Here is a 26,101-nt window from a genome sequence, read left to right on the forward strand (position 1 = left end):
GGCCCGCCGTCGGCACTGGGACAGGAACCCGCGTCGCGAGGACCGTTGCCGCAGCCCCGGGTCTCGTGGCGCGGAGCCACTCCCAGCTCCCAACCGCAGTGCCGAGGGCGTGCTTCACCAGTGCTATCGGACCGATCCCACCCACACGGCCGATCACCCCGACAGCGGCCCCGACGATCACGAACGGAGGGCACCCATGAGTGTCGACGTCATCATCTCAGGCGCCGGACCCGTCGGTCTGCTGACCGCCGTGCTCCTTGACTCGGCCGGGGTGAAGGTCGCGGTTTTCGAGCGGCTCACTGAGCGCAGTGCGAACTCCCGTGCCGCCGTCCTGCATCCGCGCACTCTGGAGGTCCTGGCGACGGTGCGGGCCGAGGATGGCCGCACGCTCACCGACATCCTGCTGTCACACGGCCGCGCGGTGCCCCGGACGCACTTCGGGATGTTGCCGCAGCTGCTGGACTACACCGAGCTGGACACCCCTTACCCCCACACACTGCAGATCACCCAGGCCACCACCGAGCGGGTACTCGCCTCCCTTGCCATAGCGCGCGGCATCCCCGTGCACTACGGCCAGGAGGTCACCGGATTCGAACAGGACGACACCGCCGTGCGCGTGCATGCGTGTGACTGCGTCCACACGGCCCGGTACCTGGTCGGAGCCGATGGCGCGGGGAGCCGGGTCCGGCAGCAGGCCGGCATCGAGTTTCCCGGCACGCCCGGCAACGTGGTGTCCTACCTCGCGGATGTCGAACTGGACGGAGCACCACAGAAAGCGACCCACGTGTGGGACCACGAGAACGGCTGGGTCAGTATCGTGCCGCTCTTCGACGGCATCCACCGCATGTTCGGCGTTCTGCCGGAGGACACCGGCCTGACGCCCGAGCAGGTCACTGCCAAGCGGAGCCAACCGCTCACCCTCGATGACCTACGAAGCATTCTCAAGCGCGTGGCCGGCACCGACTACGGGCTGCGCAGCGCGGTGTGGATCTCCACGGCCGGCAACACCACCCGCCACGCCACCCGGTACCGGGTCAACCGGGTCTTCGTTGCCGGTGACGCCGCGCATGTGCACTTCCCGGCGGGCGGCCAGGGAGTCAACGTCGGCATGCAGGACGCCGTCAACCTCGCATGGAAGCTCGCGGCCGAGGTCAAGGGCCGGGCCACCCCGCTGATCATTAACGGCGCGGCCTCCTACGACCGTGAACGCCGCCCGGTGGCGGCCTCCCTGGCGCAGAACACGCAGGCCCAGACCGCGCTGATGACCACGTTCACCCCCCAAGGTGCGGCCCTGCCGGAGCTGATGAGCACGTTGCTCGCCGGGCCGGAGACCAACGCGTACCTGGCCGGACTGCTGTCGGGGCTGAGCGTGTCCTACGACACCCCCGATGTGGGCCACCCGCTGGACGGGCACCGTGTGCCGGACTTGCGTTTGCCGGACGGGGACAGCCTGCTGCGCCGACTGCGCGTCGACCGCTTCCTGCTACTGGACTGCACCCCGGGCGGGGTGCTCGCTGCCCTGGGCTCGCCGGCGGTGGAGGTGGTCCCCGCCGGGCCCTGGTCCGGGTTGACTGCCGCCCTGGTACGACCCGACGGACACATCGCCCGCGCGTGGACAGGGGCGGACACCGAGCAGATCAGGGCGACACTCACCGACTGGCTGGCTTCCTGACCAGGAACCGCCTCGGCGGGCAACGCCGTCGACAAGGGGTGGATGCTTTGGATGGCCTAGCCCGAGATCACCCAACCTACGTCCACACCGCTGACCTCGCCCCCCTACCTGACAGCTGCGGCCGACGCCGACGTCTCACACCGGACGCGTCGACATCGGCTGGGATCGGGCGGTCAGCATGCGGGAGGTGGCCCGTCCGCTCCGCAGCCGGGCCGGCAGGCCGACATGCCGTCCGCAGTCATCCAGACCGCGGGCGCCTTCGCCGGGCCCGTTCAAGCCGATCAGACCCACGTTCAAGGAGGTAGGACCCCTGATGAGAAGCGAGCAAAACCGCCCGTATCCCGATGACACCCACGAGCTTCTCTACCTCGTCATGAGCAGACTCGTCGGTGACGACCCGAGCACACTGCTGCCGAAGATCAAGGAGCACCTCGCCTTCGGAGCCGACCTCGAAAGCAGGGGGATCACCTTCGAAGGCGGTCCCCTCATGACGCCTGACGGTGAGAACTCCGGGACCGGCCTGTACATCCTGCGCGCCGCCTCCCTGGCCGAAGCAGAACAGATCGCAAGCCAGGACCCCCTGCACGCGGCAGGACTCCGCACCCCCACCGTCAGTCCCTGGTACCGCAGGCGGCGCCCGGCGGAATCGACATGAGGCTGACGCTGCTCGAAGCCGACTGATCAAGCGGCACTTCTCTCACCACGACCCCGGACGTGCCGCCAGGACGCGCGTCCGGATGCCGGTGCGCGCTGCCGCGCAGCCGTTGCACCTCCCGCAGCACCTGCTGCGTGCCGTGGAAGATGGCCGCGGTCCGGTGCCGGTCGCAGGTGCGCGGGGAGGCGCCGCGAGGTCGCCTGGAAGAGGCCTCCCTCGAAAGTCAGAGCGTTCGCGCTGACGGCCGCCACTGAGTTGGTGCGTGCTGTGGGGGGTACTGACAGGGACCCCCACCGGCTGTGCCGTCTTTCTACGCTGGATTCATGGACAACCGGGCCGAAGTCAGTGCATTTCTCAAATCCCGCCGTGACAGGATCACGCCCGAACAGGTGGGTCTGCCGGTGTACGGACACCGCCGGGTTCCCGGGCTGCGCCGGGGCGAGGTCGCGATGCTCGCCGGGGTGAGCGTGGAGTACTACACGCGCCTGGAGCGCGGTGATCTCGGCGGGGTCTCCGAGAGCGTCCTGGACGCACTCGCCCAGGCCCTGCGCCTCGACGATACCGAGCGGGACCACCTTTACGCCCTGGCCCGCGCAGCGCACGTGACCCCGGCCAGGGCCCGGCGCCGGCCGAAGCAGGCGACGGTGCGGCCCAGTGTGCTGCGCATCATCGAGGGCCTGCACGACCAGCCGGCGTATCTGCGCAACAACCGGATGGACGTCCTGGCCGCCAACACGCTTGCCCGCGTCCTGCACAGCTACGTGTTCGAGATGGAACAGCCGAACACCTGCCGGTTCTGCTTCCTCGACCCCCGCGCCCCCCGGCTCTACCTCGACTGGGAACGCGTGGCCCGCGACGCAGTGGGGGTGCTGCGCCTCGAGGTCGCCAAGAACCCCTACGACCGCGAGCTGTCCAACCTGATCGGTGAGCTGTCCACCCGCAGTGACGCCTTCCGCACGATGTGGGGTGCGCACAACGTGCATTCCTTCACCAGGGGAGCCAAGCGGTTCCACCATCCGGTGGTGGGCGAGATGGAACTCGTCCACGAAAGTCTTGACCTGCCCGGTGACGAGGGACTGTCCATCACCGTCTACAGCGCCGAGCCCGGCACCCCGGCCGCGGACGCTCTGAACCTGCTGGCCAGTTGGGCGGCAAGCGAGGACCGGGACGCGGCCGCTTCCCAGGCTGACACCGAGCACTGACACGCAGCCGGCGGCCCCTGTGCCGGCGCCGCCGTGATGACGTGCGGCCCGCTGCCCTGCACGCCGGCACCCGCTCAACAAGCGCCAGCGGCAGCCATCGGCCTGTCCGCACTGTGTGCCGCGGCCGGATACCCCGTTTCAGCGTGTACTCACTGACGCTCTCGGCATGAGGGGGTCCCTGCTGTTACCCCTCACAAGCGTGACTCCCCGAGCTGCTCACCGGCTGGTTTCGTGGATTGCGGCGGGCCTGAAGGGGCCCGCCCGCACCACCCTCGGCGCGTATGACGCTTGCCGGCCCGCCTTCGGTGACCGGGCCCCGCGCCACCTCTGGAAAGGATCATCAGTGAGTTCCCCTTCGTCCACGCAGCCGGATACCTCGGCCGCCGCACCGCTCACGGCCGACGACAGCACGTCCGTGCCTGCCGGGAAGGTCAAGCTGCCGCCCGTGGTGTGGCTGATGGGCGGCATCACCTTCATCATGGGCACCAGCGAGTTCGTCGTCTCCGGCCTGCTGCCGCAGATCTCCGACGCCCTGAACGTCAGCGTCTCCAGCGCCGGGATGCTGATCACTGTCTTCGCCATCGGCATGACGATCGGCGCCCCCCTGATGGCGATCGCGACCCAGCGCCTGCCGCGCCGCTCGGCCCTGATCGCCGCACTGCTGGTCTTCGCCGCCGGGCACGTCCTCAGCGCACTCAGCCCCAACCTGACCCTCGCGATCGTCGGCCGGCTCGCCGCCGCGCTGGGCCACGGCACCTTCTGGGCCGTGGGCGCCGTGATCGCCACCGCCGCGGCCGGCCCCGCCGCCAGCACCCGCGCCACCGGCGTGATGGTCGGCGGCATCACGCTCGCCAACATCATCGGCGTCCCCCTGGGTACGGCAGTCGGCCAGTTGGGCGGGTGGCAGACCCCCTACTGGGTGCTCGCCGCACTCGCCGTGGCCGCCGCGGCCGTGATCGCCCGCCGTATCCCGGCCGACACCACCCGCGCCGACAGCTCCCTGCGCGCCGAGGTGGCCGCGCTCAAGCAGCCCCGGCTGTGGCTGGTCTACCTGTCCATCGCCCTGCTCCAGGCCGGCATCATGGGCGCCTACAGCTACGTCGCCCCCCTGCTGACCGACCGCGCCCACCTGGCGAGCTCGGCGGTACCGCTGGCGATGCTCGGTTTCGGCATCGGCGCCCTGTCCGGCACCACGGTCGGCGGTCGCCTCGGTGACCGGCGGCCCTACGGCACGCTCATCCCGACCGCCGCCCTGACCACCGCCACTCTGGGCGGGATCACTCTGTGGGCGACCAACAGCGTCGTGGCCGTCGTCCTGATCATGCTGCTCGGTGCCGCCGGTTTCGCTGGCAACCCGATCGTGGTCGGTCAGGTCGTCAAGATCGCCGGACAGGGCCGGTCCCTGCCGGTAGCCGTGGCCACCTCGGCCTTCCAGATCGGTATCGCCACGGGCTCCTGGCTCGGTGGTGTCGCCCTGAATTCCAGTCTGGACCTGAAGGGCCCGTCCCTGACCGGCTTCGCCTTCGCCCTGGTGGCCCTGCTGCCCCTCGGCCTGCTGGCCGCCTCCCAGCGCAAGGCGGAAGCAACGCGCAGCTGACCTCCTGGGCAGGGACGCCCGCACCACCGCACGCCGTGCAACACCTCGATCCGAACATCCCGAACGCGTGCCCACCGCGGCCCGGCACGGCATGGGAGTGATCACCTACAGCCCGCTGGCCGGCGGCTGGCTGTCCGGCAAGTGGCGCCAGGACGCCGACCTGCCCACCCCCTCCCCGGCCCGGCAGCGTCTGGCCGACCGCTTCGACATGTCCCTGCCGGTCAACCAGCGCAAGCTGGAGGCCACCGAGGCCCTCGCCCACCTGGCCGAGGACAACGGCATGACGCTGATCGAGATGGCCATCGCCTTCGCCCTCAACCATCCCGCGGTCGCATCGGTGCTCATCGGCCCGCGCACCCAGGCCCACTTGAAGTCGCAGCTGCCCGCGGCAGACGTCGTCCTGGGCCCGGCGGTCCTGGACCGCATCGACGAGATCGTCACGCCCGGCACGGTCATCAACCCAGCCGACAGCAGCTTCGTCAATCCCGCCCTGGAACCGGCAGCCCGCCGACGCTGACCGGACACCCGCCGACCGATCCTGCGCCGCAGCGCGGTTGCCTCCGGCCTGGTGCTGACGGACGACCTGCTCATGGCCGCCGCGAGGCCCTCGGCGACGTCCCCGTCACCGAGCCCACCGTCGCCCGCCCAGGTGCGCATCAAGCACCGCTGAACACAGAACCACGAGGAGAACACGCTGATGCGCGGAGTAGTGATGTACAAGGCCGGCGACGTCCGGGTCGAGGAGCGCGAGGATCCGAAGATCATCGAGCCCACCGACGCAATCGTGAAGCTGACCGCGACCTGCATCTGCGGCTCGGACCTGTGGCCGTACCGCGGGGTCGAGCCCGCCGACCACCAGGTCATGGGGCATGAGTATGTGGGGGTCGTGGAGGAGGTCGGCTCGGCGGTGAGGAACGTCAAGCCCGGAGACTTCGTGGTCGGCTCGTTCGTCATCTCCGACAATACCTGCGAGATCTGCCAGGCCGGGTTCACGTCCAAGTGCGTGCACGCCGAGTTCGTCTCGCAGACGATCGGCACCCAGGCCGAGAAGGCCCGCATCCCGCACGCGGACGGCACCCTCGTCGCCACGCCGGGACAGCCCGACCCCGAGCTGATCCCCGCACTGCTGGCCGCCTCCGACGTGCTGGGCACCGGCTGGTTCGCCGCCGTCGCCGCCCAGGCCGGCCCCGGCAAGACCGTCGCGGTCGTCGGCGACGGCGCGGTCGGCCTCATGGCCGTCCTCGCCGCCAAGCAGCTGGGCGCCGAGCGGGTCATCGCCATGTCCCGCCACCCGGAGCGGCAGAAGCTGGCCCGCTACTACGGCGCGACCGACATCGTCGAAGAACGCGGCGAGGCAGGCATCGCGAAGATCAAGGAACTCACCAACGGGCTCGGCGCACACTCCGTGATCGAAGCGGTCGGCACCCAGGAGTCCTTCATGCAGGCCGTCGGCGCCACCCGCGGCGGCGGCCACCTGGGCTATGTGGGCCTGAACTACGACGTGACCATCCCCGGGATCGAGCTGTTCTTCGCCGGCATCCACACGCTCGGCGGGCCGGCCCCCGTGCGGCACTTCCTGCCCGAGCTGATCCAGCTCATCTGGAACCGCACGATCGACCCCGGCAAGGTCTTCGACCTCACCTTGCCTCTCGACCAGGCCGCGGAGGGCTACAAGGCCATGGACGAGCGCCGTGCCACCAAGGTCCTCCTCACCCTCTGAAAGCCCGCGGCTCCGTCTCAGCGCGGGCGCCCAGCGGCAGCGCACTCACGGACGCCGCCGGTAAGCCGCTGAACACTCTCAACGCACTGACACAAAGGATGATGATGAGGATCGCAGTTCTGGGAACAGCCATGGTCGGCCGTGCCATCGCGGGCCGGCTGAGCGCGCTGGGCCACGACGTTGTAGTGGGCACGCGCGACGTGGAGCGGACCCTGGGGCACACCGAGGACCGGCCTGGGATTGTTTCCTTCGCACGGTGGCAGCAGGCGCACCCCGCAGTGCAGCTGACGACGTTGGCCGATGCCGGAGCGCAGGGAGAAGTCATCGTCAACGCCACCCACGGCGCCGCGTCGCTGAACGCGCTGGAGGCGACGGGCGCCACCAACCTCGCCGGCAAGGTGCTCCTCGACATCGGGAACCCGCTGGACGTCTCCCAGGGCATGCCGCCGAGGCTGACGGTGGCGAACACCGACAGTCTCGGCGAGCAGATCCAGCGTGCCTACCCCGAGGCCCGCGTCGTGAAGTCGCTGAACACGATGCACGCCGAGATCATGGTCGACCCGGGCCGGCTCCCCGGCCACCACAACGTGTTCGTCGCCGGCGAGGACGCCGAAGCCAAGGAAACGGTCAAGAGCCTGCTCGGCGAGTTCGGCTGGCCCGACGAGGCGATCATCGACCTCGGCGGGATCAAAGCCGCGCGAGCGGTGGAGATGTACGGGGAACTGCTCTTCGCGGTGGCGGCCGCGACGGGGACGTTCCACTTCAACATCGGGATCACGCGCAAGTAGCGGCACGAGCTCGATCGAAGCGGCTGCGCAAGACAGGCCGATCGCGGCCGAAGCGTGCCCATTGCCGCCCGCGGGTGGGCGGGAAGGTCTGTACTCCTCCCGCCCCCCGCACACCTCAGTGCAGCACCACCCCATGGGTGAAAGGACCCGTTGTGCCCTCCGCTTCCGCTCATCGGATGACCCCGGCGCGCACCCTGGCCTTTGCGGTCGCCGCCGGCCTGGCCGTCGGCAATCTCTACTGGGCCCAGCCCCTGATCGAGACCATCGCCGCGTCTGTCGACGTCTCATCCTCCAGCGCCGCGACCCTGGTGACCGTCACCCAGGGCGGATACGCACTCGGGATCTTTCTCCTCGTACCTCTCGGCGATGTCCTCAACCGGCGCCGCCTGATCCCCCTCGTCCTGGCCCTTTCCGCCGTGATGCTCCTCGGCGCCGCCCTGGCCCCGACGTTCGCCGTGCTCCTCGCGGCACTCGGCGGCGTCGGACTGACGACCGTCGGCGCGCAACTGCTGACCCCACTGGCCAGCGAACTCGCCGAACCCAAACGGCGCGGGCAGGTCGTCGGTACCGTGGCATCCGGCTCGCTGATCGGCATCCTGCTCTCACGCACAATCAGCGGTGTCGTCGCCGACCTCCTCGGCTGGAGGGCGATATACGGCATAGCCGCCGCGGCGGCGATCACCCTCGCCGCCGTGCTCCGCGCGGCCATCCCGCCCCTCGAACCCCGCGAACCCGTCCCCTACCCACGCCTGCTGGGATCGGTCTTCACCACCGTGGCCCGCCATCGCGCGGCGCCACCGACCCTGCTGCTGTCCGCCGTGACCTTCGCGGTGTTCTCGTTGTTCTGGACGTCGACGACCTACCTACTGACGGCGGCGCCGTTCTCCTACTCGACCAGCCAGATCGGCCTGCTGGGCCTGGCTGGCCTGGCCGGCGCCCTCGCCGGACGCCGCGCGGGCGCGCTGCACGACCGGGGCTGGTCCGTGCCCGCCACCGGCGCCGCGCTTGCGCTGCTGGTGTTGTCCCTGGTCGCTCCCTGGGCAGCACGCGGTTCGATCTTCGGGCTGATCGTCGCTGTCGTCGTGCCCGACATCGCCACGCAGAGCGTCCTTGTGCTGAGTCAGACCCGGCTGTTCGCCCTGCCCGGTTCCGCGCACAGCCGCCTGAACACGGGCCTGGTCGTCAGCAACTTTCTCGGCGGCGCAGTCGGATCGGCCGCCGCCGGCCCTCTTTGGGCGCTCGGCCGCTGGACAGCGATCATGGCTGTCTCCCTGGCCGTCACCTGCGCTGGCCTCATCGTCTGGGCCGTCGGCCGCAACCGACTCGCGGACAGGAGCAGCCGCCTGGCGGCCCCTTCCCACCCGCGAGTGGAGAGGCCCAAGACGTCCCTCTGAGGGGGCGGAAGATGTCAGAACCCAAGGTGTGCGCGAGTTCCTCGAACCTGATCGGTCTGCGGACGCCTGAAGCTGTCGGTCAGCCGGGCGGCCATGCGGGGCCAGGACGCGGCTGTGGCGCAGGCTGAAGCGAGAACTGACACCATGCACCGTTCGTCCGGCGTCCCGCTCCAGTCACTCTCCATACACATCCGGGCACGCCCTGCGGCTCGGGCCCGAGGGGGTCACTGCCGTTACCCCTAACAAGCGTGCCTGTCAGCGGGACGCGGGAGCTGATTTCGTGGAATGAGCGCGGATTGCACCGCGCGGGAAGGCCGGTGCTCCCCGCCCAGCATCCGACACCTCGGGTTCTGAGAGATGAAAGGAAGCACATGCGTACGACGACACTCGGACCCGGCGGTCCCGAGGTGGGCGTGATCGGCCTGGGCTGCATGGGCATGAGCTACGCCTACGACATGGCCGCCGCGCGTGACGAGGACACGTACGTCTCGGTGATCCGCCAGGCGCTGGATCTGGGCGTGACCCTGATCGATACCGCGGACGTGTACGGGCCGTTCACCAACGAGGAACTGGTCGGCCGGGCACTGTCCGGGAGCCACCGCGACCGTGCGGTGCTGGCCACGAAGGTCGGCGCCCTGTCCCGCGACGAGCAGGGCAAGCCGGTCCGCGCCGAGAACGGCCGCCCGGAGCACATCCGCCGCTCCATCGACGAAAGCCTGCAACGCCTCGGCACCGACCACGTCGACCTCTATCAGCTGCACCGGGTCGACCCCCACGTGCCGATCGAGGAGAGCGTCGGCGCCCTGGCTGAGACGGTCGCCGCGGGCAAGGCCCGCGCGATCGGCCTGTCCGAGGTGGACGTCGAACAGATCAAGCACGCCCAGAGGGTGCACCCGATCGCCACCGTGCAGTGCGAGCTGTCGCTGTGGACGCGGGACTGGATGCAGGAGGTGCTGCCCTACTGCCGGGAACAGGGCATCGCCTTCCTGCCGTACTCGCCCCTGGGCAGGGGCTTCCTCACCGGCCGCTTCACCTCGGTGGACGACCTGCCCCAGGACGACGTCCGCCGCCGGATGCCGCGCTTCCAGCAGGACGCCCTCCAGCAGAACCTCGCTCTCGTCGGCCGGGTGCGTGAGATCGCCGAGCGGATCGGTGCCACCCCGGCCCAGGTGGCCCTCGCCTGGGTCCTGGCCCAGGGCCGGTACGTCATCCCGATCCCCGGCACCAAGACCCCAAAGTACCTGCTGGAGAACGCCGGCGCCGCCGACGTCCAGCTGAGCAAGGCCGACCTGGCCGCACTGAACGCCCTGCCCGACCCACAAGGCGGCCGCGGCAACTGACCGCCCCCACACCGCCCACTCCCATCGACACCGAAAAGGAATCACTGTGAAGGTCGAAAACACCACCGTCAAGGGTGTGTTCATCGAGTACGCCCGCTCCGAAAGCAGCCCGTCCGCTGCGCCCATCGTCTTCGTCCACGGCGGCGGCCAGGGCAGCTGGGTGTGGGAAAACTACCTCCCCTTCTTCGCCGCGACCGGCCGGGACTGCTACGCGTTCAGCTGGTACAACCACCACCGCTCCCATGAACTGCCCGAGGAGCAGTTCGCGGCGCGCTCCATGGCCGAGACCGTGGAAGAGCTGGAGATCGTGGTCGACCACATCGGACAGGTCCCTGTCCTGGTGACCCACAGCATGGGCGCGCTGGTCGGCCAGAAGTACGCCGAACAGCACCCGGTCGTGGCGCAGGTCCACATCACGCCCGCCATCTGCGCCGAGGTGGGTCTCCACCCGGAGCGGCAGCTGGATCTGTCGAAGCCGGTCGGCATCGGCTCCTTCGAGGAGGAGTGGCCCCGTGTGCTGGCCGGGTGTTCGGAAGAGGACGCCCGCCGCTACTACGCCCTGCTGTCCAGGGAGTCGGCCCTCGCCATCCAGGAGACCATCTCCACCTCCTTCAGCGTGGACCGCACCCGCATCGGTGGCCCGTCCCTGGTCATCGCGGCAGAAAACGACGTCGTGGTCCCCGCGGAGGCGATCCGCCGCAGTGCCGCCTACTTCGGCTCCGACTACCTCTTCCTTCCCGGCCGCACCCACAACGTGCTCCTCGAACCCGGCTGGCGTGAAACGGCCGAGCGCATCAAGACCTGGCTCGAACGCCAGACCTGGTAGAAGCCCGGCGGCCTGCCGTCTTCGCCCAGTCCGATATCAGCAGTTGCCCCACCGGCGCTGCCCGGCCGACGTCCCCCACCGTCCGAAAGTGAAAGTCTCAGCCATGACGATCAAGGTTCCCGAGGTCGCCCTCAACAACGGCGTGCAGATGCCGATCCTCGGCTTCGGCGTCTACCAGATCCCCGAAGACCAGACCCAGCAGGCGGTGGAGGCCGCGCTGGAAGCCGGCTACCGCCTGATCGACACCGCCGCCGGGTACGAGAACGAGCGCGCCGTGGGCCGGGCCATCGCCGCCAGCGGCATCCCCCGCGACGAGTTGTTCGTCACCACCAAGCTGTGGGTCCAGGACTACGGCGAGGACAGCGCCAAGCGTGCCTTCGACCGCTCGCTCGACCGCCTCAGTCTCGATTACCTCGACCTGTACCTGATCCACCAGCCCTTCGGCGACTACTACGGCGCCTGGCGGGCCATGGAAGCCCTCAACCGCGACGGCCGCAGCCGGGCGGTCGGGGTCAGCAACTTCTACCCCGACCGGCTCGCCGACCTGATCACCCACAACGAGATCGTCCCCGCGGTGAACCAGATCGAGACGCACGTCTTCTTCCAGCGCACCGAGGATCAGGAACTGATGCGCCGGTACGGCGTCCAGCACGAGTCCTGGGGGCCGCTCGCCGAAGGCGGACACGGCTTCTTCGACAACCCGGTGCTCGCCGGCATCGCCCGCTCCCACGACAAGTCCGTCGCCCAGATCGCGCTGCGCTGGCTCGTCCAGCGCGACATCGTCGTGATCCCGAAGTCGGTACGGCCCGAACGCATGGCGGAGAACATCGACGTCTTCGACTTCCGGCTCACCGACGAAGAGATGGCACGCATCGCCACGCTGGACACCGGCCGCAGCCCCATCTTCGACCACCACGACCCGGAGAAGGTCACGTGGCTCGGCGGGGTGCGGTTCGACACCTGATTCCTAGCCGCGCCTCACTCACCTGACCGCGCATCCGCAGTCAGCTCCCAGGCCACCAGATGGTCGGCCGGGCCACCGCACGGCCCGAAGACACAGGGCATTGCCTTCTCGTCTTCCAGCCGCTTCTACAGAAGGCAACAACAATGCACATTCGCTTCGCTCACCTGGCGGCAGTCCCCGCTCTGGCGGCTGTTCTCGTCACGGCCCCGTCCGCCTCCGCCGCCACCGGACGAGGTGCTACTCAGCCGGTCGTCACCCAGGCGAAGACCGCGGTCGCGTTCGACTTCGCCTCCGGCGACTCGCCGGAGAACATCAACGTCAACCCGGACCGCTCCCTGACGGTGTCCCTGCTGGGCGTGCCCGCGAACAAGCCGCCCAAGCTGGTGCGGATCACGCCCTCCGGGCAGCGCACCACCCTCATCAACGGACATCTGGGCGATCAGATCACCGGCAACACCCGTGGCAGCGACGGCACCGTCTACTACAACGTGGACTCCGACGACACCGCCCGCAACGGCGTCTGGAAGCTGCCCCCGAACGGCCGCCCCGAGCGTCTGACCGCCCTGCCCGATGGCCTGCCCAACGGCCTTGCCATCGACCCGGCCGGCCGTACCCTGGACGCCGCCGACAGCTACAACAGCACAGTGTGGGCCGTGCCCACCTCCGGCGGACCGGCGAAGATCTGGCTGAACGGCCCGGCGCTCGCAGCCGACCCCCACGGCTCCCTACCCCTCGGCGTCAACGGCGTCCGCTTCCACAAGGGCGCCGTCTGGCTGAGCAACTACAGCCAGGGCAAGCTGCTCAGGATCCCGGTCACCGCCCACGGAACCCCCGGCCCCATCCACACCGTCGCCGACAACATCCCCGACTTCGACGACTTCGCCTTCCTCAACAACCACTCCGACATCGTCTTCGCCGCGCAGAACGACCCGACCGACCGGGTCACCGTCGTGCGCCCGAACGGGACCACCCAGGTCGCCCTCACCACCGGCGACGGCCTCGCCTCACCCACCACCACCGCCATAAGCGGTGACAAGCTGTACATCGCCGATGCCGGGTTCAAGGCACCCCACGACGCGAAGCTGCAGAGCGCAACCATCAACCTCCACGCCCTCACCGAGCACCCCCGGCACCACTAAACGGCCCGCAGAGGCTTCGGCGGGGCGGTGCCTCCGCCCCAGCCCAAGCCACCCACTTTCCGACCGGCACCGCGAACCGTCCAGGTCGTCCCGAGCCCGCCACGGACCTATCCCTCTCCGCGGCGCGAGCCGCACCACGACAAGGAGCACCATGGAGTACCGCAAGCTCGGCAACACCGGAACCGCCGTCTCCCGCATCGCGTTCGGAACCATGTACTTCGGCGTCCAGACGCCCGAGGACGAGGCGTTCGCGCTGCTGGACGCATTCGTGGACGCCGGCGGCAACCTGGTCGACACCTCCAACTTCTACGGCGGCGGAAGCAGCGAAGAAATCATCGGCCGCTGGTTCGCCAGCCGCCCCAGCGACGTCACCGACCGCGTCGTGCTGGCCACCAAGGGCCGCTACGGCACCGGCACCGACGTCAACAGCCTCGGCTCCACCCGTCGGCAGCTGCGCCGCTCACTGGACGCCTCCCTGCGTCGCCTCGGACGCGATCACGTCGACCTGTACCAGATCCACGCCTGGGACCCCCTGACACCGATCGAGGAGACACTGTCGTTCCTCGACGACGCCGTACACTCCGGGAAGATCAACTACGTAGGCCTGTCCAACTTCACCGGCTGGCAGCTCCAGCTCGCCCTCTCCACGGCACAGCAAATGGGCACCGACGCCCCTGTGTCTCTCCAGCAGCAGTACAGCCTGCTGTCTCGGGAGAGCGAGTACGAGGTCATCCCCGCCGCCCTGCACAACCAGGTCTCCCTGCTGCCCTGGTCCCCCCTCGCCGGCGGCTTCCTCACCGGCAAGTACCAGCGCGGCACCACCCCCGATCCCGACACTCGCGCCGGCTCCAACGACGAGCTGTACCAGTGGGTCTCCGCTGAGTACGCCGCTTCGGACCGTAACTGGCACACCATCGACACGGTCGTCCGCATCGCCCGCGAGATCGGCGCCACGCCGGGCCAGGTCGCTCTTGCCTGGGCAGCCGACCAGCCTGCCGTCGCCGCCCCTATCGTCGGCGCCCGCACCCTCACCCATCTGACCGACAACCTCGGCGCGGCCGAACTGCACCTCGACGCCGACACCACCGCGGCTCTCAACACGGTCAGCACACCCCAGCACGGCGGCTACCCCTACGGCGGCTTCGGTACCGCGCAACGCTCCCGCGACTTCCACGGCAGCAAGGCCCAGGCGAACCTCGTCGACGGCGGAAGCGACGCACCCCTCGGTCACGCATAGCTGAGGCAAAACCGCCCCTCGCCAACATGCCTGCCGTATGAAGAGCTGTTAGGGGAATACCGCACCTTTCGAATAACAGCTCTTCACCAGTGGGCCCGGGCCAGTGCGGAAGCGGTCGTCGCCTCGGTGACGGGCCGGGGGGCCGCCCCGTCGACGCTGCTGCTGGGCCGCTACGACGAGTCGGGCCGGCTGCGGTTCGTCGCGCGGACGGCACCGCTGTCGGCGACGGCACGGCGCGAGATCGGCGGTCTGCTGTATCCGGGCGGCGCGGACCACCCCTGGCAGGGCCGCCGCTTCTTGGCCGGGTGGGGCACCCGCGAGGTGATCGACCACCGGCCGGTCGTGCCCGACGTCGTGGTCGAGTTCGCCGGGGACACCGCGGTGGACTCGGGCCGCTACCGGCATCCCGTCCGCTACCTGCGCGTACGCGACGACCTCAGCCCCCAGCAGCTGCCGCCTCCAGGGGTCTAGGCCGGAGCCACGCCCGTCGCTGCCGCGGGCGCCGGCGACGTGCCGCAGCTCTCGGGCCACGGCCCCACCCGGGCCCAGGCCCGCGCCCGGATCGCGGCTCCCGCAGTTGACACGACGGTATTTTCGGCCCGGGTCGGTCCCGTGGCGTGAGCACACCTAGCCTCGTAGAGCGACCCGAGGAGGGGCGACAGCGTAAACCCCGATATGTCTCCTTAGCACCCCTCTTGCAGCAAGCCCACCTGCCCGGGGGACAGCAAGAGCCCCGTAGAACCGGGGGATTGTTAGACCCGCGTGCCATGCTGCAGGTGCGCCTGCTCAAGGCCTCCCGCATGAGAAGGGATTGCCGTGAAAACGGTGAGGTGGCTCTCCCAGGAGTTCACGTTTAAGGGGCTGCTGCTCATCCCGGCGGAGGTCCTGGTGGTTGCTGCGTTCGCGGCAGTGGTCATGCTGGTCTCGCCAGACGGCGGGCGAGTGCAGCCAGCGGACTCGCCCACAGCCGTCCCCTTCGTCATCGATAATCCATCGCTGTCCGATGACGACATTGAGGGCTACTGGTACTGCTGGAACAGCGGAGACCCGGCGCCCCATCACCTTGATCACTGGGTTCCAAACGACCACCTGTGCACATGGGGCGAACTGCGCAGCTCGGGCGCGACGCGCTAGCAGGAGGGCTCACGTCACTACCGACAGGGCTTGCGAAGGCACTCCGCAGAAGCGTGTGGGAGTGAGGACGGGAACCAACTCGAAACCTGTGCGCCCCGAGGATTGGTTCCCGGCCACCAACATACTTCAGGCTGCCTCCCCCTCGTCCTGCTCGGCCGCGAGGGCCTCGTCAAGCCACCGGAGAGTGGCATGCGCGATCAACGCGGCCCTGACAGCATGTGCAGACGAGTAGGAGCCGTCGTCGACCTGGTGTGTGCTCCCATTCCGGTTGAATGACGCCTGACCGATGCCACGGTCCCAGTGCTGGAAGGCCGTGGAGATGCCAGCACCGACGAGGACGAGTCCTACCTCGGCAAAGCTGGCATCATCCCACTCCGAAACTTCGATGGGGCGGAAGTGATTGCGAGTCTTGTCTTTGGTCTTGCGACCGGTGTATGCGAGGTGCTTCAGCATGTGCTCGTTCACGACGGTGTCGAAGACGGCGCAGGCCGCTGCCTGGGCGGGGCGGTAGAGGCCGGCGCGGATGGCAGCGGTTGCCTCCAGCAGCATGGACTTCAGGTCCTGGTGCTCAGGGAGGGCGACTACAGCGAGCGATGCGTCGATGTCATCGGCGATCTCCGAGGCGTGGGTGACAAGGATGACGCCCCGGGCCTCCATGTCAGGGACCTCGATCAATTGCTCGACGATGCTGGTGCGAGGAGCCCACGCCAGGGAAGTGCCGTCTTCTACGTTGACCTTGAATACCTCGACGAGTTTCTCGGCTTGCAGCCCCCGCAGATTGTCCGGGATGAGCTGCGTGACGAACTCGACGAGGCGGCGGATGTTCGATACCCACTGCTGCCTGTTCGCGTCGAGAACCCGGCCTAGGTCGGCGCCAAAGTCATACCGAGGCAACGGCAAGGCGATGCGGGCTGCCTGCCGCATTTGCTCAGCCAAGCCGTCCCTGCGCTGGACCAGCGCCGCGAGTGACGGGGCTGCCGACTTGACGAAGTCCTGCTGCATCGCTCTGAGACGGTCCCCGGCGGCAGCGAGGGATGCGAACTGGCTGGCTATCTGCTCGCTATATTGACGAGCCGCAGCTTGGAAGCTGAGCAGCCTGGTCATGTCGACCTTGGCAACGACGCTCGGGTCAAGGCGGAAGCCAGGTGCGCCGGACTCTTCCTCTGTGGCTTCGGGCTCCGCTGCGGCTTCGCGGCCAGGTTCGTCGGGCTGCTTGTCTTCTAGCTGTGGGCGGTTATCGTCCTCACTCATGACCGCACTGTAAGGCCACCGTCTGACAAGGCCAGTTGGCCATTCGAGGGCACCAGGCGGACCCAGCCCCACCGTAACGTGCCGTTATTCACGTTTGGTGAGTCCCTCTACCGCATGGACGAACCGCGCGTCGACGGCCAGAACGCCCGCGCCAACACCCGGCTGAAGAAGCTGAGCGACAGGCTGGGGGAGTGGTGGATCCTGGAGCTGGACCACGACTCCGACACCGGGCTGCGCAGGGCCGAGCTGGTGCAGGCTCTGACCGACCCGCAGCACGGTCTGCCGCAACAGCTGCACTGGCACCGCGACCTGACCCCCGGCGGGAGCCTCGGCCTGATCCTGCTCAAGGCCCCGGACCGCACCGCCACCCTTCAACTGCGTTACGACCGGGTCGACTACGCCGTCAGGCAAGACCGCGCCGCGACGTTCGCGGCAATCCGGCGGCGCATCAGCGCCGTGACCGGCGAGGCTTCGCTGCCTGCGATGCCCGGCTGCTCGGCCACTGGCTGAGCTACGCCCCAAGGCGCCCGGGTATTTGTCAAGGCTGCTTCACCCGATGGAATTGCTGGAACACCAGGATGTCCCATGCCGCATGCGCTTGCCGTACCGTTCTCGGACCGCGCCTGCCCAGGGAGGACGGCGGGCCGTACCGGGGAGAGGACGGCATCGGATGATCGGGGATGACCAGGAGGCCTGGAGCGCGCGAGCGGTGTGCCGGAGGGCCGATCCGGACGAGCTGTTCGTACAAGGCGCGGCCCAGAACAGCGCCAAGGCGCTCTGCACCGGCTGCCCGGTGCGCACCGAGTGCCTTGCCCACGCTCTCGATCACCGCATCGAGCACGGAATCTGGGGCGGGATGACCGAGCGCGAACGCAGGGCACTCCTGCGGCGGCGCCCCCTAGTCGCGTCCTGGCGGCGCCTGCTGGAAACCGCCCGCTCGGAGCACGAACGAGCGGTTGCAGCGGATGAAGGACAGGCCTGGCACGCAACCGGATGACGAACCCGGGCCATCCCCTCCGGGCGGACGGTCCCTGGGGTGACGGCTGTCAGTCCGGCACGCGGCCTCGGTGACCGGAGAACCCGTCAGAACTTGGCGTACCGGATGTCCAGACAGTCACTGCACATGTCCGGCAGAGCGAAGTCCGCCGCTCGCTGACAGAAGTCGCAGATGCCTTCGAGCGCATGCGCGCCCAGCAGGCACAGCAGGACCTGCCCGTCTGGCTCGTCGGCCGTCTGGGTCGGCACCACGCATGCCTGCCCCGTGGAGCACTCCGCGCACTCGTAGGCCGGCGGCTCCCCGCCTTCGCTGATCGCCTCGTAGAAACTCCCCATTCCGTAGGCGTTCACCACCTCCGCGACGTCGTCGTACGCCTTGCCGCACAGCAGGCATCCGACGGGCCGCGCACCACCGTTGCCGGGAGTGACGAGTGCCGCGATGTGGCCGCAGGACAGGCAACGCAGCGTGTAACCGCTGGCGGGCCCGAGGTTCTCGCCGAGCGGACCGAGGCGGCGGTCGACCAGACCATGCATCTGGCCGATCAGCGACCTGATGCTCTCCATCAGCTCCCAGGCATCTGCCGCCGCGTCGCTGTCGTCGTGAGGCAGCAACTCCTCGTCGATGAAGGGCAGCAGCAGTCCAGGACGGGAATGGCCCCTGCCTCGACCGCGACGACGGTGCCGGTGGGGTGTTCACGAGTCGCGGTGACCAGGCAGGACAGAAGCGGTAGAAGATCGCTTCCCGGCTGCCCGTAGATCGTTTCCCGCGCGTGGGGCGGCCACTCGATATGGAGTGGAGCCAGGGTGATTACGCGAGGCAGAGTGGGACGGTGAGTGAACTGTGGGCACATACCCTGACGTGGGCGGACGTGGATCCCGCTCGACATCCGTTCGAGATGGACGGCGACATGGCGGCGGAGTTGGCGGCCCTTGTTGCGCCCTTGCTGCCCAGGCCTGAGGTCGCTCGGGAGGAGCGCTGGCGTTCGCTGGATCCTGTCACCGAGTTCCTGGCGGGCCGGTACGGCCGATGGGCCTGCGGATGGAACTGGTCAGTCGGCGAGGGTGACGTCGACGGAGGTGTCGTCGAGGCGTGGTGCTGTTCATCCGACTCCGTGACAACCCCGGATGCGACTGCCCCGCTGGTTGTTGAGGCCCTTCGGGAGTGGCGTGGCTGGCTGGAGGACCTGGCGGAACGGTTCGCGGCCCTGGCTCCGTCGGGGAAATCCCCGGCGTCTACAGCGGACCTCTGGTACTGGGAGCGGGCGTGCACGCGCTTGGTCACCGTGGTGGCTGACCGCACCCAGGCCGAGAGTGGCTGGTACGGGCACTGCATGCAAGTCCTCCGATGGTTCCTCGCCTGCAACGGCATCAACGAGGGCCAGGCCGAGGAGATCGTCTAGACTGCGGTCGGCGGCCAGTTCGGCAGTTGGATCGCACCTGACGTTCCGGTGGTCGACGCAGTGAGCTCGCGGTTCGCCAGAGGCGTGGGCGGAATCAGATGACCGCCGGGCTCGGCCAACCGAAGGACAGCCTCGCCGAGTGGCTGCTCATCCGGCCGGAGATCTCCTGGCCGTCCTGGTGTGGCGCACGCCTCGCCTTCGAAGCGCCAGCCCGCGACGGCTTCCGGAACTTTTTCATGGCAACGCGAGGCAGACGTGACAGCGAGGGAACCGTGCGGCTCCTGACCGCCCTCGACTTGGCCTTCGCCGACGCTGAGCAGGGCAGGCCGCTGACCTTCGCCCTCATGGCGAAGTGGCAGCGGACCGTGCTGGGCCACGACCTGGTCGGTTTCCGCACGATGCCGGGATTCGCGAAGGGCGGACGGGAGCGCTACGGTCTTGTCCCCGATGCGCAGGCGCTGTTCGAGCACTGTCTGTCCGGGAGCGTTGAACCGTATCTGCCCCTCCCCTCACGTGCTGCCCTGGCCTATCTCGACATCCTCTTCTTCCATCCGTTCGAGGACGGCAACGCCCGCGCGGCCATGCTGGCGTTGGCTTTCGTCCTGGCCTGCGAGGGCGTCCTCCTTGACCAAGTTCACCCACTGCAGACCACCCGCTGGGCCGACGACGCGGAAGGCGCGGCCAATCTGGCAATGCTGCTCGGAATCCTGATCACCGCTGCGAAGCGGCGTCCGTCCCAGCGCCGCCTGAGGCGCCTGGATCAGATGCGCCAGGACCGCAGGGCCTCGGCGACGGCGTAGACGCTCAGCCGGGTGTCCCGGACCTTTCTGACGAGGTCGGACAGGGCGCCGTATGGGGGGTCGATGCCTTCGCCGGACTGATCCATGTACTGAGCGGCCACGAAGGCGGCGAAGAGGCTGTTGCGGTGGGGGAGTGGCTCCAGGCGCACGATCGTGTGCAGGAGCGCGGCCGCGCCCCAGGCGGCATCCGGGTCGGAGGCCTCGAGCGTCGGCATCCGGGTCTTGTGCCGGGCGACGGCCGCTACCAGCGCGGAGTAGTCGCTCACGGTCACGTCTTCGTGCCCGAGGGCGGCCTCCTGGACGTCGAGGAGCCAGGAGACGTCGATGTGGACAACCATCAGGCAGCCGCAGCCCCGTCGCCGCGCTGAGAAGGCGGAATCTCCTCGGGGAACGCCTCGTCGAACTCCCCGCGCAGCCTGTCGGCCCAGGCGGTGGCGCCAGCGACGAACCGCTTGCGGTGCATCTCGCGTACACCGAGGTCGTGCAGGTACTGCTTGAGGCTCTTGCCCTCGGCGGCGGCGGCGGCCCGGACGCCTTCCATTTCCTCGTCAGAGAAGGACACGTTCAGTGATGGCATAACCCGATGGTACCTAGTTGGTACCCCATTCCTCAAGGCCGGTGAGCGTGCTCAGAGCAGCCACACCATCACCGGCTCCTGGATGGATGGAGGGCGTCGGCGGCGCAGCAGGCGCGATGATGGCACCGAGGTGGGGTGACGCGCTTGCGCCGCTCTGGTCGCGTCACCTCACCCTGCCAGCACCGGGCATGCCGACGCAGGGGTTTCGTGCAGCCACCTCCGCGCGCCCTGGCCCGGAAGACGATGGAGGCGTGGACGAGCAGGACCAAGGCGACGTCGCCGGACCGGTGCGGCCGCCACTTTCCGCTGCCTGAGCCCGGGGCCCGGGCCCAGTTCCTCGCCCGTACCCGGCGCTTCGCCGACCAGGACGTCCCGGCCTTCCGCGCCCACCAGCGCCGGCGCACCGCCCTGGTGGCGGCCGAGCGCGCCAGGCTGCGGCTGGACGACCACCGCCCGCGCTCCCCTGGCCTCGATCGTGCGGGGCCGCCTCGTCGACGAGGTGTACCTGCCCCTGGTCGGCGACAGCCTTGCCAAGCAGCTCGGCACCGCGGGCGAGACCAAGCGCACCGACACAGGCGGACTGCTGCTGCTCGTCTCGCCGCCCGGCTACGGCAAGACGACGCTGATCGAGTACGTCGCCGACCGGCTCGGCCTGATGCTGGTCAAGGTCAGCGGCCCGGCCCTCGGCCACTCCGTCACCTCGCTCGACCCGGCCGAGACCCCGAACGCCACCGCCCGCCAGGAGATCGAGAAGATCAACTTCGCGCTCGCGGTCGGCAACAACACCCTCCTCTACCTGGACGACATCCAGCACACGTCCCCGGAACTGCTCCAGAAGTTCATCCCGCTGTGCGACGCCACCCGTCACGTCGACGGCGTGTGGAACGCCGAATCACGCACCTACGGCCTGCGGGGTAAACGCTTCGCGTCTGCATGGCCGGCAACCCCTACACCGGGTCCGGGGCCCGCTTTCAGGTGCCCGACATGCTCGCCAACCGAGCCGACGTGTGGAACCTCGGCGACGTCCGCACCGGCAAGGAGGCGGGCTTCGCGGACAGCTTCCTGGAGAACGCGCTCACCTCCAGCCCGGTGCTCGCCCAGCTCGCCGGGCGAGACCGTGCCGACCTGGAGCTGTTCGTCCGCCTCGCAGAGGGGGACCCCACGGCCCGCGCGGACCGGCTAGCCCACCCCTACGGGGCCTCCGAGCTGGAGCAGATCCTGGCGGTGGTGCGCCACCTGCTGCGGGTGCGCGAGACGGTCCTCGCGGTGAACGCCGCCTACATCGCCTCCGCGGCGCAGTCCGGCGCCACCCGTACCGAGCCGCCGTTCCGGCTCCAGGGCTCCTACCGCACCATGAACAGGATCGCCCAGCGCATCCGGCCGGTCATGAACGGCACCGAGGTCTCGGCCGTCATCGACGACCACTTCGCCGCCGAGGCCCAGACGCTGACCGGCGGCGCCGAGGCCAGCCTGCTGAAACTGGCCGAACTGCGCGGGACCCTCACCCCGGCCCAGGCAACGCGCTGGGCGGAGCTGAAGGCGGCATACGTCCGGAAGCAGGCCCTCGGCGGCCCCGAGCAGGATGGCCCTCCCCAACCTTCGCCCGGGGGGACCCCCATCTCGCTGCGCTCGTCCGCGCGGTCGCCGCCCTCGGCCTCCTCGCCGAACGCGGCGAGGTCCGTGGTACCAAGCCGGCCGCCTGGCCCAACAAGCGCGGCTACCTCGGCACCGGCATCGACGACACGGCCACCGGCCTCACCCACATCGGGGCCCGCGAGTACGACCAGAACTCCGGCCGATTCCTGTCCGCCGACCCGGTCATCGACATCACCGACCCGCTCCAGATCAACGGCTACACCTACGCCCGCAACAGCCCCGTCTCCACCTCCGACCCCGACGGCCTGCGCCCGGTGGGCGTCTGCGAGATGGGCGGTTGCCCGCCGGGCACCAAGGAGTGGTTCACCCAGGACGACAAGGGTCACTGGACCCAGCACATGGTCCAGCAGAAGACGACCTCCCGTTCCGACGGCTCGACGTGTTCACCTACACGCACACCGCCGGCGCTTCAGGGCCAAGACCTATGTCACGGTCGGCAAGTACGGCATCTACAACGGCATCGCCCCGCTGGGCGAGAACCGCCGCAAGCAGCAGGCGAAGGACCTGTTCAACTTCTTCGTCTTCGACACCGACCAGGCGGCCCAGTGCAAGGATGACGTCAGCTGGGGGAACTGCGGCCCGATGGCCTTGGACCTGCCCTGGGGCAAGGTCTTCAAGGTCCTGAAGTTCGGCAAGTACGGCAAGTACGCGGACGACGTAGCAGAGCTCGGGAAGGCTGTTGACTGCAAGTGCTTCCTGGCCGGCACGAATGTCCTCATGGCCGACGGCTCCACCAAAAACATCGAGTCCTGCTTTTCTAAACGCCGTCCGGCCACACAACCGAGTCCGGAAGCTCGGGATCCTGGGTGTCGACGATCAATTCTCCGAGTTGCATCATATATTCGAACTCATTCGGGCGGTCCTCGATGCGCACAAAGTATTGACTGTCGGAGAATTTGAATACTTCGCGGCGCGTCAATTTCCTAGCCGCTCCGTCGTATGAGTTCAGCACTTCTCGAAACCTTGAGCGCGCTTCTTCTTCGTTACCCTCAAATCTTGCCACGATTCGCAAGGTGGGGGGATAGGCGATATCAAACAGGGCGGCCGTTATTATCCACTTCGTCATGAAAATATTCCCTCTTTTGGCTCTGATGGATGAGATGGGGATGCGGCACGCACAATGGACAAATCTGCGGGACCTTACAAACAGCTACAGCAGGTGGGGCGGTTCGTTGACCAACTACGCGGCCCAGACATGAAGCCGCTTCCGATCTGACGGGAGGTTGGGCGGGCGACCCCGACAGCGGACATGAAGAAGGCTCATGGTAGACGGGTTCACGACCAAGATCACCAACCCGTCAGGAGCTTGCGCGTGCTTGTCTACTCGTCCGGCATTGATCTGTCCAACCGCACCTGCACCACCTCTCCGGTCTCCTCGCAGGCCACCGCCGTCAAATCGGCTCCCGGTGGCGTCGCCTGACCTGTGGCCGGCAGGCCCTGCTCGTCCTGGCACACCTGCGCTGGTGCGACACCTACGCCCGTCTCGCAGCAGGCTTCCGTGTCCGGATCGCGACGGTCCACCGGTACATACGCGAAGCCGTCGAACTCCTGGCCGCTCGGGCCCCCTCGCTGGAACAGACCATGACGACCGTGCAGAAGAAGGCGGAGAACAAGTCGCGGCTTTGGGGATGCCCAGATGGCCGCGTGGCCCAGCACCAGGGCAGGTTTCCGCGGTCAGTGGGCGTCAGTCCGACATCCTTCCCTGTCAGGGTCGCGCCGTACCCCTCGTGCGGCCCTACGCTGGACGCATGGGTGCGGGCAGCCGCTTCCACCTCGACCAGGATGGCCACTCCGTCACGGTCCAGCCGGCACGCGCATCAGGCTCGGTCGAGGTGCTGGTCGACGGGAAGGTCGTCGGCCAGGGAAAGGTACCGAGGGCGGGCACCGCCGTGCTGCGCGCCGAAATCCCAGGAGACCCGCCGCGTCCTGTGATCATCCGGCTGGGAGAGATGGGCGAGGCGGTCCTGTGCGAGATGGAGGTCGACCGGTCTCGCTACCTCATGCCGCGGGTCCCGCTGCGACCGGAGCGGCCGCCCGTCTGGCGGTCCCCGCCACACCCCGTCCTGCGCCTGAGCAAGTCGCTGCGCAGGGCCGTACGCCGAGCCGTGCGCAGGTGTACTCTCCGCGGGCACTGACTCAACGGCTCTCGCATCATCGAGCGGTTCATGGCCTCGGTCGGCCCCAACGATGTGCACTTCAGCTGACCCCAGGAGTGCAACGCCTGCCCGGCGAGGTGACGGGGACCGACGAGCCACGGGACGTCCGAGCACGGACTGGTCGGACGTTTCTGCTGGCCGTGCCGGCGAGGACTGTCCGCACCCGACATGGCCAGCCACTTCTAATTCGGACCCGACCGACTGCTGTGCCGACACGACTATCGCGCCGACGTAGCGGGCGGATTCCCGGCCGCGGAGTACGTCTACGACTGCGGGGAAGCGAACGGCATGGTCCTGCCCACCAAGCGCGGGGCGTACCGCCGGGGCTCTCCCTCGAATTCAGGGGCAGGGGCCAGCACCGCTCCACGATGACGAGAAGTCAGCGCAGTGCGACGGCTCCCGCCTGGACGGCACGTAGGGCACGGTCGACGGTCTCCCGGTTCTCGCCAACCGGGGCCACGTAGTCGAGGACGTCGCGTGCGGCCTCTTCCCCGAGTGTCCGGGTGATCACCCAGGTGGCGAGGTACTGGGACGCCAGGCAGCCACCCGCTGTGGCGATGTTCCCCTCGGCGTGGAACGGCGCGTCCAGCACGGTGACGCCGCGGGCCTCGACGAACGGCCGGCTCTTGCTGTCCGTGCACGCGGGCATGTTCTCCAGCAGCCCCAGCCGGGCGAGCACGAGCGCGCCGGAGCACTGCGCGCCGATCAGCTGTCGCGAAGGGTCGAGGAGTATCCGGGAGACCAGCCGGTCGTCGGCGACCACGTCTCGTGTCTTCACACCGCTGCCGATCAGTACGACCTGGGCTTCGGTCACGAAGTCCATGGGGCGCTGTCCGGTCACCTCGACGCCGTTCATCGAAGTGACCACCGGTGTCGGTGTCGTGATGAAGGCTTCCAGGCCGTCCTCGCGACAGCGGTTGATCAGCGCGGAAGCAATGAAGCTGTCGAGTTCGTTGAATCCGTCAAAAGTGACCACGGCTACCTGCATGACATCTCCTTCGGGCGCGGCATGCGATCTGCGCTCTTGCCTGGCGCGCCGTCCTGGGGCGAGAACTGGGTCAGCGGCCGGCCGAGGTGCGGCACCCGCACCATGCGGCCTCGGCCTTGTGTTACCAGCGTGGAGCGCCGTCGGCGAGCTGCAGTTCGCCCCGGCCGAAGGAGAAGTTCTCGTTCGGGACCGGAATCAACGCGATGAAGATGTCATCGGGCGAGACACCGAGTGCTTCGACCACGAGTTGGTTGATGGCCGCCGCCACTGCCCGCTTGTCCTCCGGAGGCCGGTGGGCCCCGAGCTGAAGGCTGATGATCATGGCGTCGCCGCTGCGCTGCATGCCCATGAACGTCGGGTCCAGGAAGAGTTCGTTCTCGCCGTGCTCACTGATCATGATGAACCGGTCGCCCTCGGGTATTCCCAGGGCCTGGACCAGCGACTGGTTGAGCGCATCGGCGAGAACGCGCTTCTGTTCCGAGGAGAAGCGGTCGGCGGGGATGTGTGCGTTGAAGACGGGCATGACCTGTTCCTGACGGAGTGCGGTGCCGGCTCGTGCGGTCGGGGGACTGACCGGCTCCCGCCGCGGTGGGGCTGGGGCGCCGGACG

The 26,101-nt window shown here is 68.7% G+C and carries 27 protein-coding genes and 2 pseudogenes; 22 read left to right on the top strand and 7 right to left on the bottom strand.

All coding sequences use genetic code 11. From position 1 onward, the window contains the following. The first annotated feature begins 196 nt into the window (after positions 1–196). From C3492_RS36325 to C3492_RS36395, 15 genes are all read left to right on the top strand, one after another. Positions 197–1,672, top strand: a complete 1,476-nt coding sequence (locus C3492_RS36325) for an FAD-dependent monooxygenase (protein ID WP_103816895.1) — start codon at positions 197–199, stop codon at positions 1,670–1,672. Between the two features lie 313 nt (positions 1,673–1,985). Then, a complete protein-coding gene (locus C3492_RS36330; protein WP_181140729.1) occupies positions 1,986–2,327 on the top strand; it encodes a YciI family protein in 342 nt (113 codons plus the stop codon). Positions 2,328–2,650: 323 nt separating this feature from the next. Beyond that, complete coding sequence (locus tag C3492_RS36335) at positions 2,651–3,529, top strand: helix-turn-helix transcriptional regulator (RefSeq protein ID WP_103816897.1); 879 nt, start codon at positions 2,651–2,653, stop codon at positions 3,527–3,529. A 343-nt stretch (positions 3,530–3,872) separates the two neighbouring features. Further along, the gene (locus tag C3492_RS36340) at positions 3,873–5,126 is read left to right on the top strand and encodes an MFS transporter (RefSeq protein WP_103816898.1); all 1,254 of its coding nucleotides are present in this window, start codon (positions 3,873–3,875) and stop codon (positions 5,124–5,126) included. Positions 5,127–5,193: 67 nt separating this feature from the next. Next, positions 5,194–5,643 carry an aldo/keto reductase gene (locus C3492_RS36345; RefSeq protein WP_258056100.1) on the top strand — a complete coding sequence of 150 codons (450 nt, stop codon included), beginning with the start codon at positions 5,194–5,196 and terminating at the stop codon, positions 5,641–5,643. A 180-nt stretch (positions 5,644–5,823) separates the two neighbouring features. Further along, positions 5,824–6,846, top strand: a complete 1,023-nt coding sequence (locus C3492_RS36350) for a zinc-dependent alcohol dehydrogenase family protein (RefSeq protein ID WP_219822116.1) — start codon at positions 5,824–5,826, stop codon at positions 6,844–6,846. Between the two features lie 104 nt (positions 6,847–6,950). After that, entirely contained in the window at positions 6,951–7,634 is a 684-nt protein-coding gene (locus C3492_RS36355) for an NADPH-dependent F420 reductase (protein WP_103816900.1), read from the top strand. Between the two features lie 176 nt (positions 7,635–7,810). Next, entirely contained in the window at positions 7,811–9,028 is a 1,218-nt protein-coding gene (locus tag C3492_RS36360) for an MFS transporter (RefSeq protein WP_103816901.1), read from the top strand. A 371-nt stretch (positions 9,029–9,399) separates the two neighbouring features. Further along, positions 9,400–10,368, top strand: coding sequence for an aldo/keto reductase (locus C3492_RS36365; RefSeq protein WP_103816902.1), 969 nt, complete (start codon positions 9,400–9,402; stop codon positions 10,366–10,368). 46 nt (positions 10,369–10,414) lie between these two features. Beyond that, positions 10,415–11,194, top strand: a complete 780-nt coding sequence (locus C3492_RS36370) for an alpha/beta hydrolase (protein ID WP_103816903.1) — start codon at positions 10,415–10,417, stop codon at positions 11,192–11,194. Between the two features lie 103 nt (positions 11,195–11,297). Further along, entirely contained in the window at positions 11,298–12,158 is an 861-nt protein-coding gene (locus C3492_RS36375) for an aldo/keto reductase (RefSeq protein ID WP_103816904.1), read from the top strand. A 143-nt stretch (positions 12,159–12,301) separates the two neighbouring features. Continuing rightward, positions 12,302–13,297: a hypothetical protein gene (locus tag C3492_RS36380; protein ID WP_103816905.1), complete on the top strand. Its 996-nt coding sequence runs from the start codon at positions 12,302–12,304 to the stop codon at positions 13,295–13,297. Between the two features lie 151 nt (positions 13,298–13,448). Next, the gene (locus tag C3492_RS36385) at positions 13,449–14,534 is read left to right on the top strand and encodes an aldo/keto reductase (RefSeq protein WP_103816906.1); all 1,086 of its coding nucleotides are present in this window, start codon (positions 13,449–13,451) and stop codon (positions 14,532–14,534) included. A 126-nt stretch (positions 14,535–14,660) separates the two neighbouring features. Next, the gene (locus tag C3492_RS36390) at positions 14,661–15,005 is read left to right on the top strand and encodes a hypothetical protein (RefSeq protein ID WP_103816907.1); all 345 of its coding nucleotides are present in this window, start codon (positions 14,661–14,663) and stop codon (positions 15,003–15,005) included. A 345-nt stretch (positions 15,006–15,350) separates the two neighbouring features. Beyond that, positions 15,351–15,668 carry a hypothetical protein gene (locus C3492_RS36395; protein ID WP_103816908.1) on the top strand — a complete coding sequence of 106 codons (318 nt, stop codon included), beginning with the start codon at positions 15,351–15,353 and terminating at the stop codon, positions 15,666–15,668. Positions 15,669–15,794: 126 nt separating this feature from the next. Here the strand turns inward: C3492_RS36395 and C3492_RS36400 are convergent, their stop codons facing one another. Continuing rightward, the gene (locus C3492_RS36400) at positions 15,795–16,919 is read right to left on the bottom strand and encodes a hypothetical protein (RefSeq protein ID WP_103816909.1); all 1,125 of its coding nucleotides are present in this window, start codon (positions 16,917–16,919) and stop codon (positions 15,795–15,797) included. Between the two features lie 114 nt (positions 16,920–17,033). On the opposite strand from C3492_RS36400, the gene C3492_RS36405 reads away from it, so the two are divergent. Next, complete coding sequence (locus tag C3492_RS36405) at positions 17,034–17,429, top strand: hypothetical protein (protein ID WP_258056101.1); 396 nt, start codon at positions 17,034–17,036, stop codon at positions 17,427–17,429. A 160-nt stretch (positions 17,430–17,589) separates the two neighbouring features. After that, a complete protein-coding gene (locus tag C3492_RS36410; protein ID WP_374938415.1) occupies positions 17,590–17,916 on the top strand; it encodes a WhiB family transcriptional regulator in 327 nt (108 codons plus the stop codon). 86 nt (positions 17,917–18,002) lie between these two features. On the opposite strand, the gene C3492_RS36415 is transcribed toward C3492_RS36410, so the two are convergent. Then, positions 18,003–18,527 carry a hypothetical protein gene (locus C3492_RS36415; RefSeq protein WP_103816910.1) on the bottom strand — a complete coding sequence of 175 codons (525 nt, stop codon included), beginning with the start codon at positions 18,525–18,527 and terminating at the stop codon, positions 18,003–18,005. A 218-nt stretch (positions 18,528–18,745) separates the two neighbouring features. Between C3492_RS36415 and C3492_RS36420 the strand changes: the two genes are divergently transcribed. Together C3492_RS36420 and C3492_RS36425 are read left to right on the top strand one after the other, a co-directional pair. Beyond that, positions 18,746–19,315, top strand: a complete 570-nt coding sequence (locus C3492_RS36420) for a hypothetical protein (protein WP_258056102.1) — start codon at positions 18,746–18,748, stop codon at positions 19,313–19,315. Between the two features lie 98 nt (positions 19,316–19,413). Next, positions 19,414–20,115, top strand: a complete 702-nt coding sequence (locus tag C3492_RS36425) for a Fic family protein (protein ID WP_258056103.1) — start codon at positions 19,414–19,416, stop codon at positions 20,113–20,115. On the opposite strand, the gene C3492_RS36430 is transcribed toward C3492_RS36425, so the two are convergent. Both C3492_RS36430 and C3492_RS36435 read right to left on the bottom strand, forming a co-directional pair. Further along, a complete protein-coding gene (locus C3492_RS36430; protein WP_103816911.1) occupies positions 20,076–20,453 on the bottom strand; it encodes a toxin Doc in 378 nt (125 codons plus the stop codon). The two genes, C3492_RS36425 and C3492_RS36430, sit on opposite strands and share 40 nt — an antisense overlap. After that, positions 20,453–20,692: a hypothetical protein gene (locus tag C3492_RS36435; RefSeq protein ID WP_058084289.1), complete on the bottom strand. Its 240-nt coding sequence runs from the start codon at positions 20,690–20,692 to the stop codon at positions 20,453–20,455. The genes C3492_RS36430 and C3492_RS36435 overlap by 1 nt, the downstream gene beginning before the upstream one ends. Positions 20,693–21,022: 330 nt before the next feature. Here C3492_RS36435 and C3492_RS36440 point away from each other — a divergent pair. Next, positions 21,023–22,587 (top strand): annotated as a pseudogene (locus C3492_RS36440) (RHS repeat-associated core domain-containing protein); the annotation flags it as partial. 518 nt (positions 22,588–23,105) lie between these two features. On the opposite strand, the gene C3492_RS44315 reads toward C3492_RS36440, so the two are convergent. Beyond that, positions 23,106–23,414, bottom strand: coding sequence for a hypothetical protein (locus C3492_RS44315; RefSeq protein ID WP_146075762.1), 309 nt, complete (start codon positions 23,412–23,414; stop codon positions 23,106–23,108). 246 nt (positions 23,415–23,660) lie between these two features. Between C3492_RS44315 and C3492_RS36450 the strand changes: the two are divergent. Continuing rightward, positions 23,661–23,953 (top strand): annotated as a pseudogene (locus C3492_RS36450) (transposase family protein); the annotation flags it as partial. A 143-nt stretch (positions 23,954–24,096) separates the two neighbouring features. Beyond that, positions 24,097–24,483: a hypothetical protein gene (locus C3492_RS44940; protein WP_181140734.1), complete on the top strand. Its 387-nt coding sequence runs from the start codon at positions 24,097–24,099 to the stop codon at positions 24,481–24,483. A 400-nt stretch (positions 24,484–24,883) separates the two neighbouring features. On the opposite strand, the gene C3492_RS36460 is transcribed toward C3492_RS44940, so the two are convergent. Both C3492_RS36460 and C3492_RS36465 read right to left on the bottom strand, forming a co-directional pair. Further along, positions 24,884–25,492, bottom strand: coding sequence for a DJ-1/PfpI family protein (locus tag C3492_RS36460; protein ID WP_103816913.1), 609 nt, complete (start codon positions 25,490–25,492; stop codon positions 24,884–24,886). Between the two features lie 121 nt (positions 25,493–25,613). Further along, a complete protein-coding gene (locus C3492_RS36465; RefSeq protein ID WP_103816914.1) occupies positions 25,614–26,015 on the bottom strand; it encodes a tautomerase family protein in 402 nt (133 codons plus the stop codon). Between the last annotated feature and the right edge of the window lie 86 nt (positions 26,016–26,101).

This window comes from Streptomyces sp. Ru62 (assembly GCF_002920615.1).
In the GTDB taxonomy this organism is placed as follows: Bacteria; Actinomycetota; Actinomycetes; order Streptomycetales; family Streptomycetaceae; genus Streptomyces.

Bases quoted from the DNA above. Each gene is read 5' to 3' on its own strand.
- C3492_RS36380 (WP_103816905.1), top strand. From the start codon at position 12,302: ATGCACATTCGCTTCGCTCACCTGGCGGCAGTCCCCGCTCTGGCGGCT.
- C3492_RS36365 (WP_103816902.1), top strand. From the start codon at position 9,400: ATGCGTACGACGACACTCGGACCCGGCGGTCCCGAGGTGGGCGTGATC.
- C3492_RS36335 (WP_103816897.1), top strand. From the start codon at position 2,651: ATGGACAACCGGGCCGAAGTCAGTGCATTTCTCAAATCCCGCCGTGAC.
- C3492_RS36400 (WP_103816909.1), bottom strand. From the start codon at position 16,919: ATGAGTGAGGACGATAACCGCCCACAGCTAGAAGACAAGCAGCCCGAC.
- C3492_RS36330 (WP_181140729.1), top strand. From the start codon at position 1,986: ATGAGAAGCGAGCAAAACCGCCCGTATCCCGATGACACCCACGAGCTT.
- C3492_RS44315 (WP_146075762.1), bottom strand. From the start codon at position 23,414: ATGACGAAGTGGATAATAACGGCCGCCCTGTTTGATATCGCCTATCCC.
- C3492_RS36410 (WP_374938415.1), top strand. From the start codon at position 17,590: ATGATCGGGGATGACCAGGAGGCCTGGAGCGCGCGAGCGGTGTGCCGG.
- C3492_RS36425 (WP_258056103.1), top strand. From the start codon at position 19,414: ATGACCGCCGGGCTCGGCCAACCGAAGGACAGCCTCGCCGAGTGGCTG.
- C3492_RS36385 (WP_103816906.1), top strand. From the start codon at position 13,449: ATGGAGTACCGCAAGCTCGGCAACACCGGAACCGCCGTCTCCCGCATC.
- C3492_RS36325 (WP_103816895.1), top strand. From the start codon at position 197: ATGAGTGTCGACGTCATCATCTCAGGCGCCGGACCCGTCGGTCTGCTG.
- C3492_RS36375 (WP_103816904.1), top strand. From the start codon at position 11,298: ATGACGATCAAGGTTCCCGAGGTCGCCCTCAACAACGGCGTGCAGATG.
- C3492_RS36355 (WP_103816900.1), top strand. From the start codon at position 6,951: ATGAGGATCGCAGTTCTGGGAACAGCCATGGTCGGCCGTGCCATCGCG.
- C3492_RS36360 (WP_103816901.1), top strand. From the start codon at position 7,811: ATGACCCCGGCGCGCACCCTGGCCTTTGCGGTCGCCGCCGGCCTGGCC.
- C3492_RS36435 (WP_058084289.1), bottom strand. From the start codon at position 20,692: ATGCCATCACTGAACGTGTCCTTCTCTGACGAGGAAATGGAAGGCGTC.
- C3492_RS36350 (WP_219822116.1), top strand. From the start codon at position 5,824: ATGCGCGGAGTAGTGATGTACAAGGCCGGCGACGTCCGGGTCGAGGAG.
- C3492_RS36430 (WP_103816911.1), bottom strand. From the start codon at position 20,453: ATGGTTGTCCACATCGACGTCTCCTGGCTCCTCGACGTCCAGGAGGCC.
- C3492_RS36405 (WP_258056101.1), top strand. From the start codon at position 17,034: ATGGACGAACCGCGCGTCGACGGCCAGAACGCCCGCGCCAACACCCGG.
- C3492_RS36460 (WP_103816913.1), bottom strand. From the start codon at position 25,492: ATGCAGGTAGCCGTGGTCACTTTTGACGGATTCAACGAACTCGACAGC.
- C3492_RS44940 (WP_181140734.1), top strand. From the start codon at position 24,097: ATGGGTGCGGGCAGCCGCTTCCACCTCGACCAGGATGGCCACTCCGTC.
- C3492_RS36465 (WP_103816914.1), bottom strand. From the start codon at position 26,015: ATGCCCGTCTTCAACGCACACATCCCCGCCGACCGCTTCTCCTCGGAA.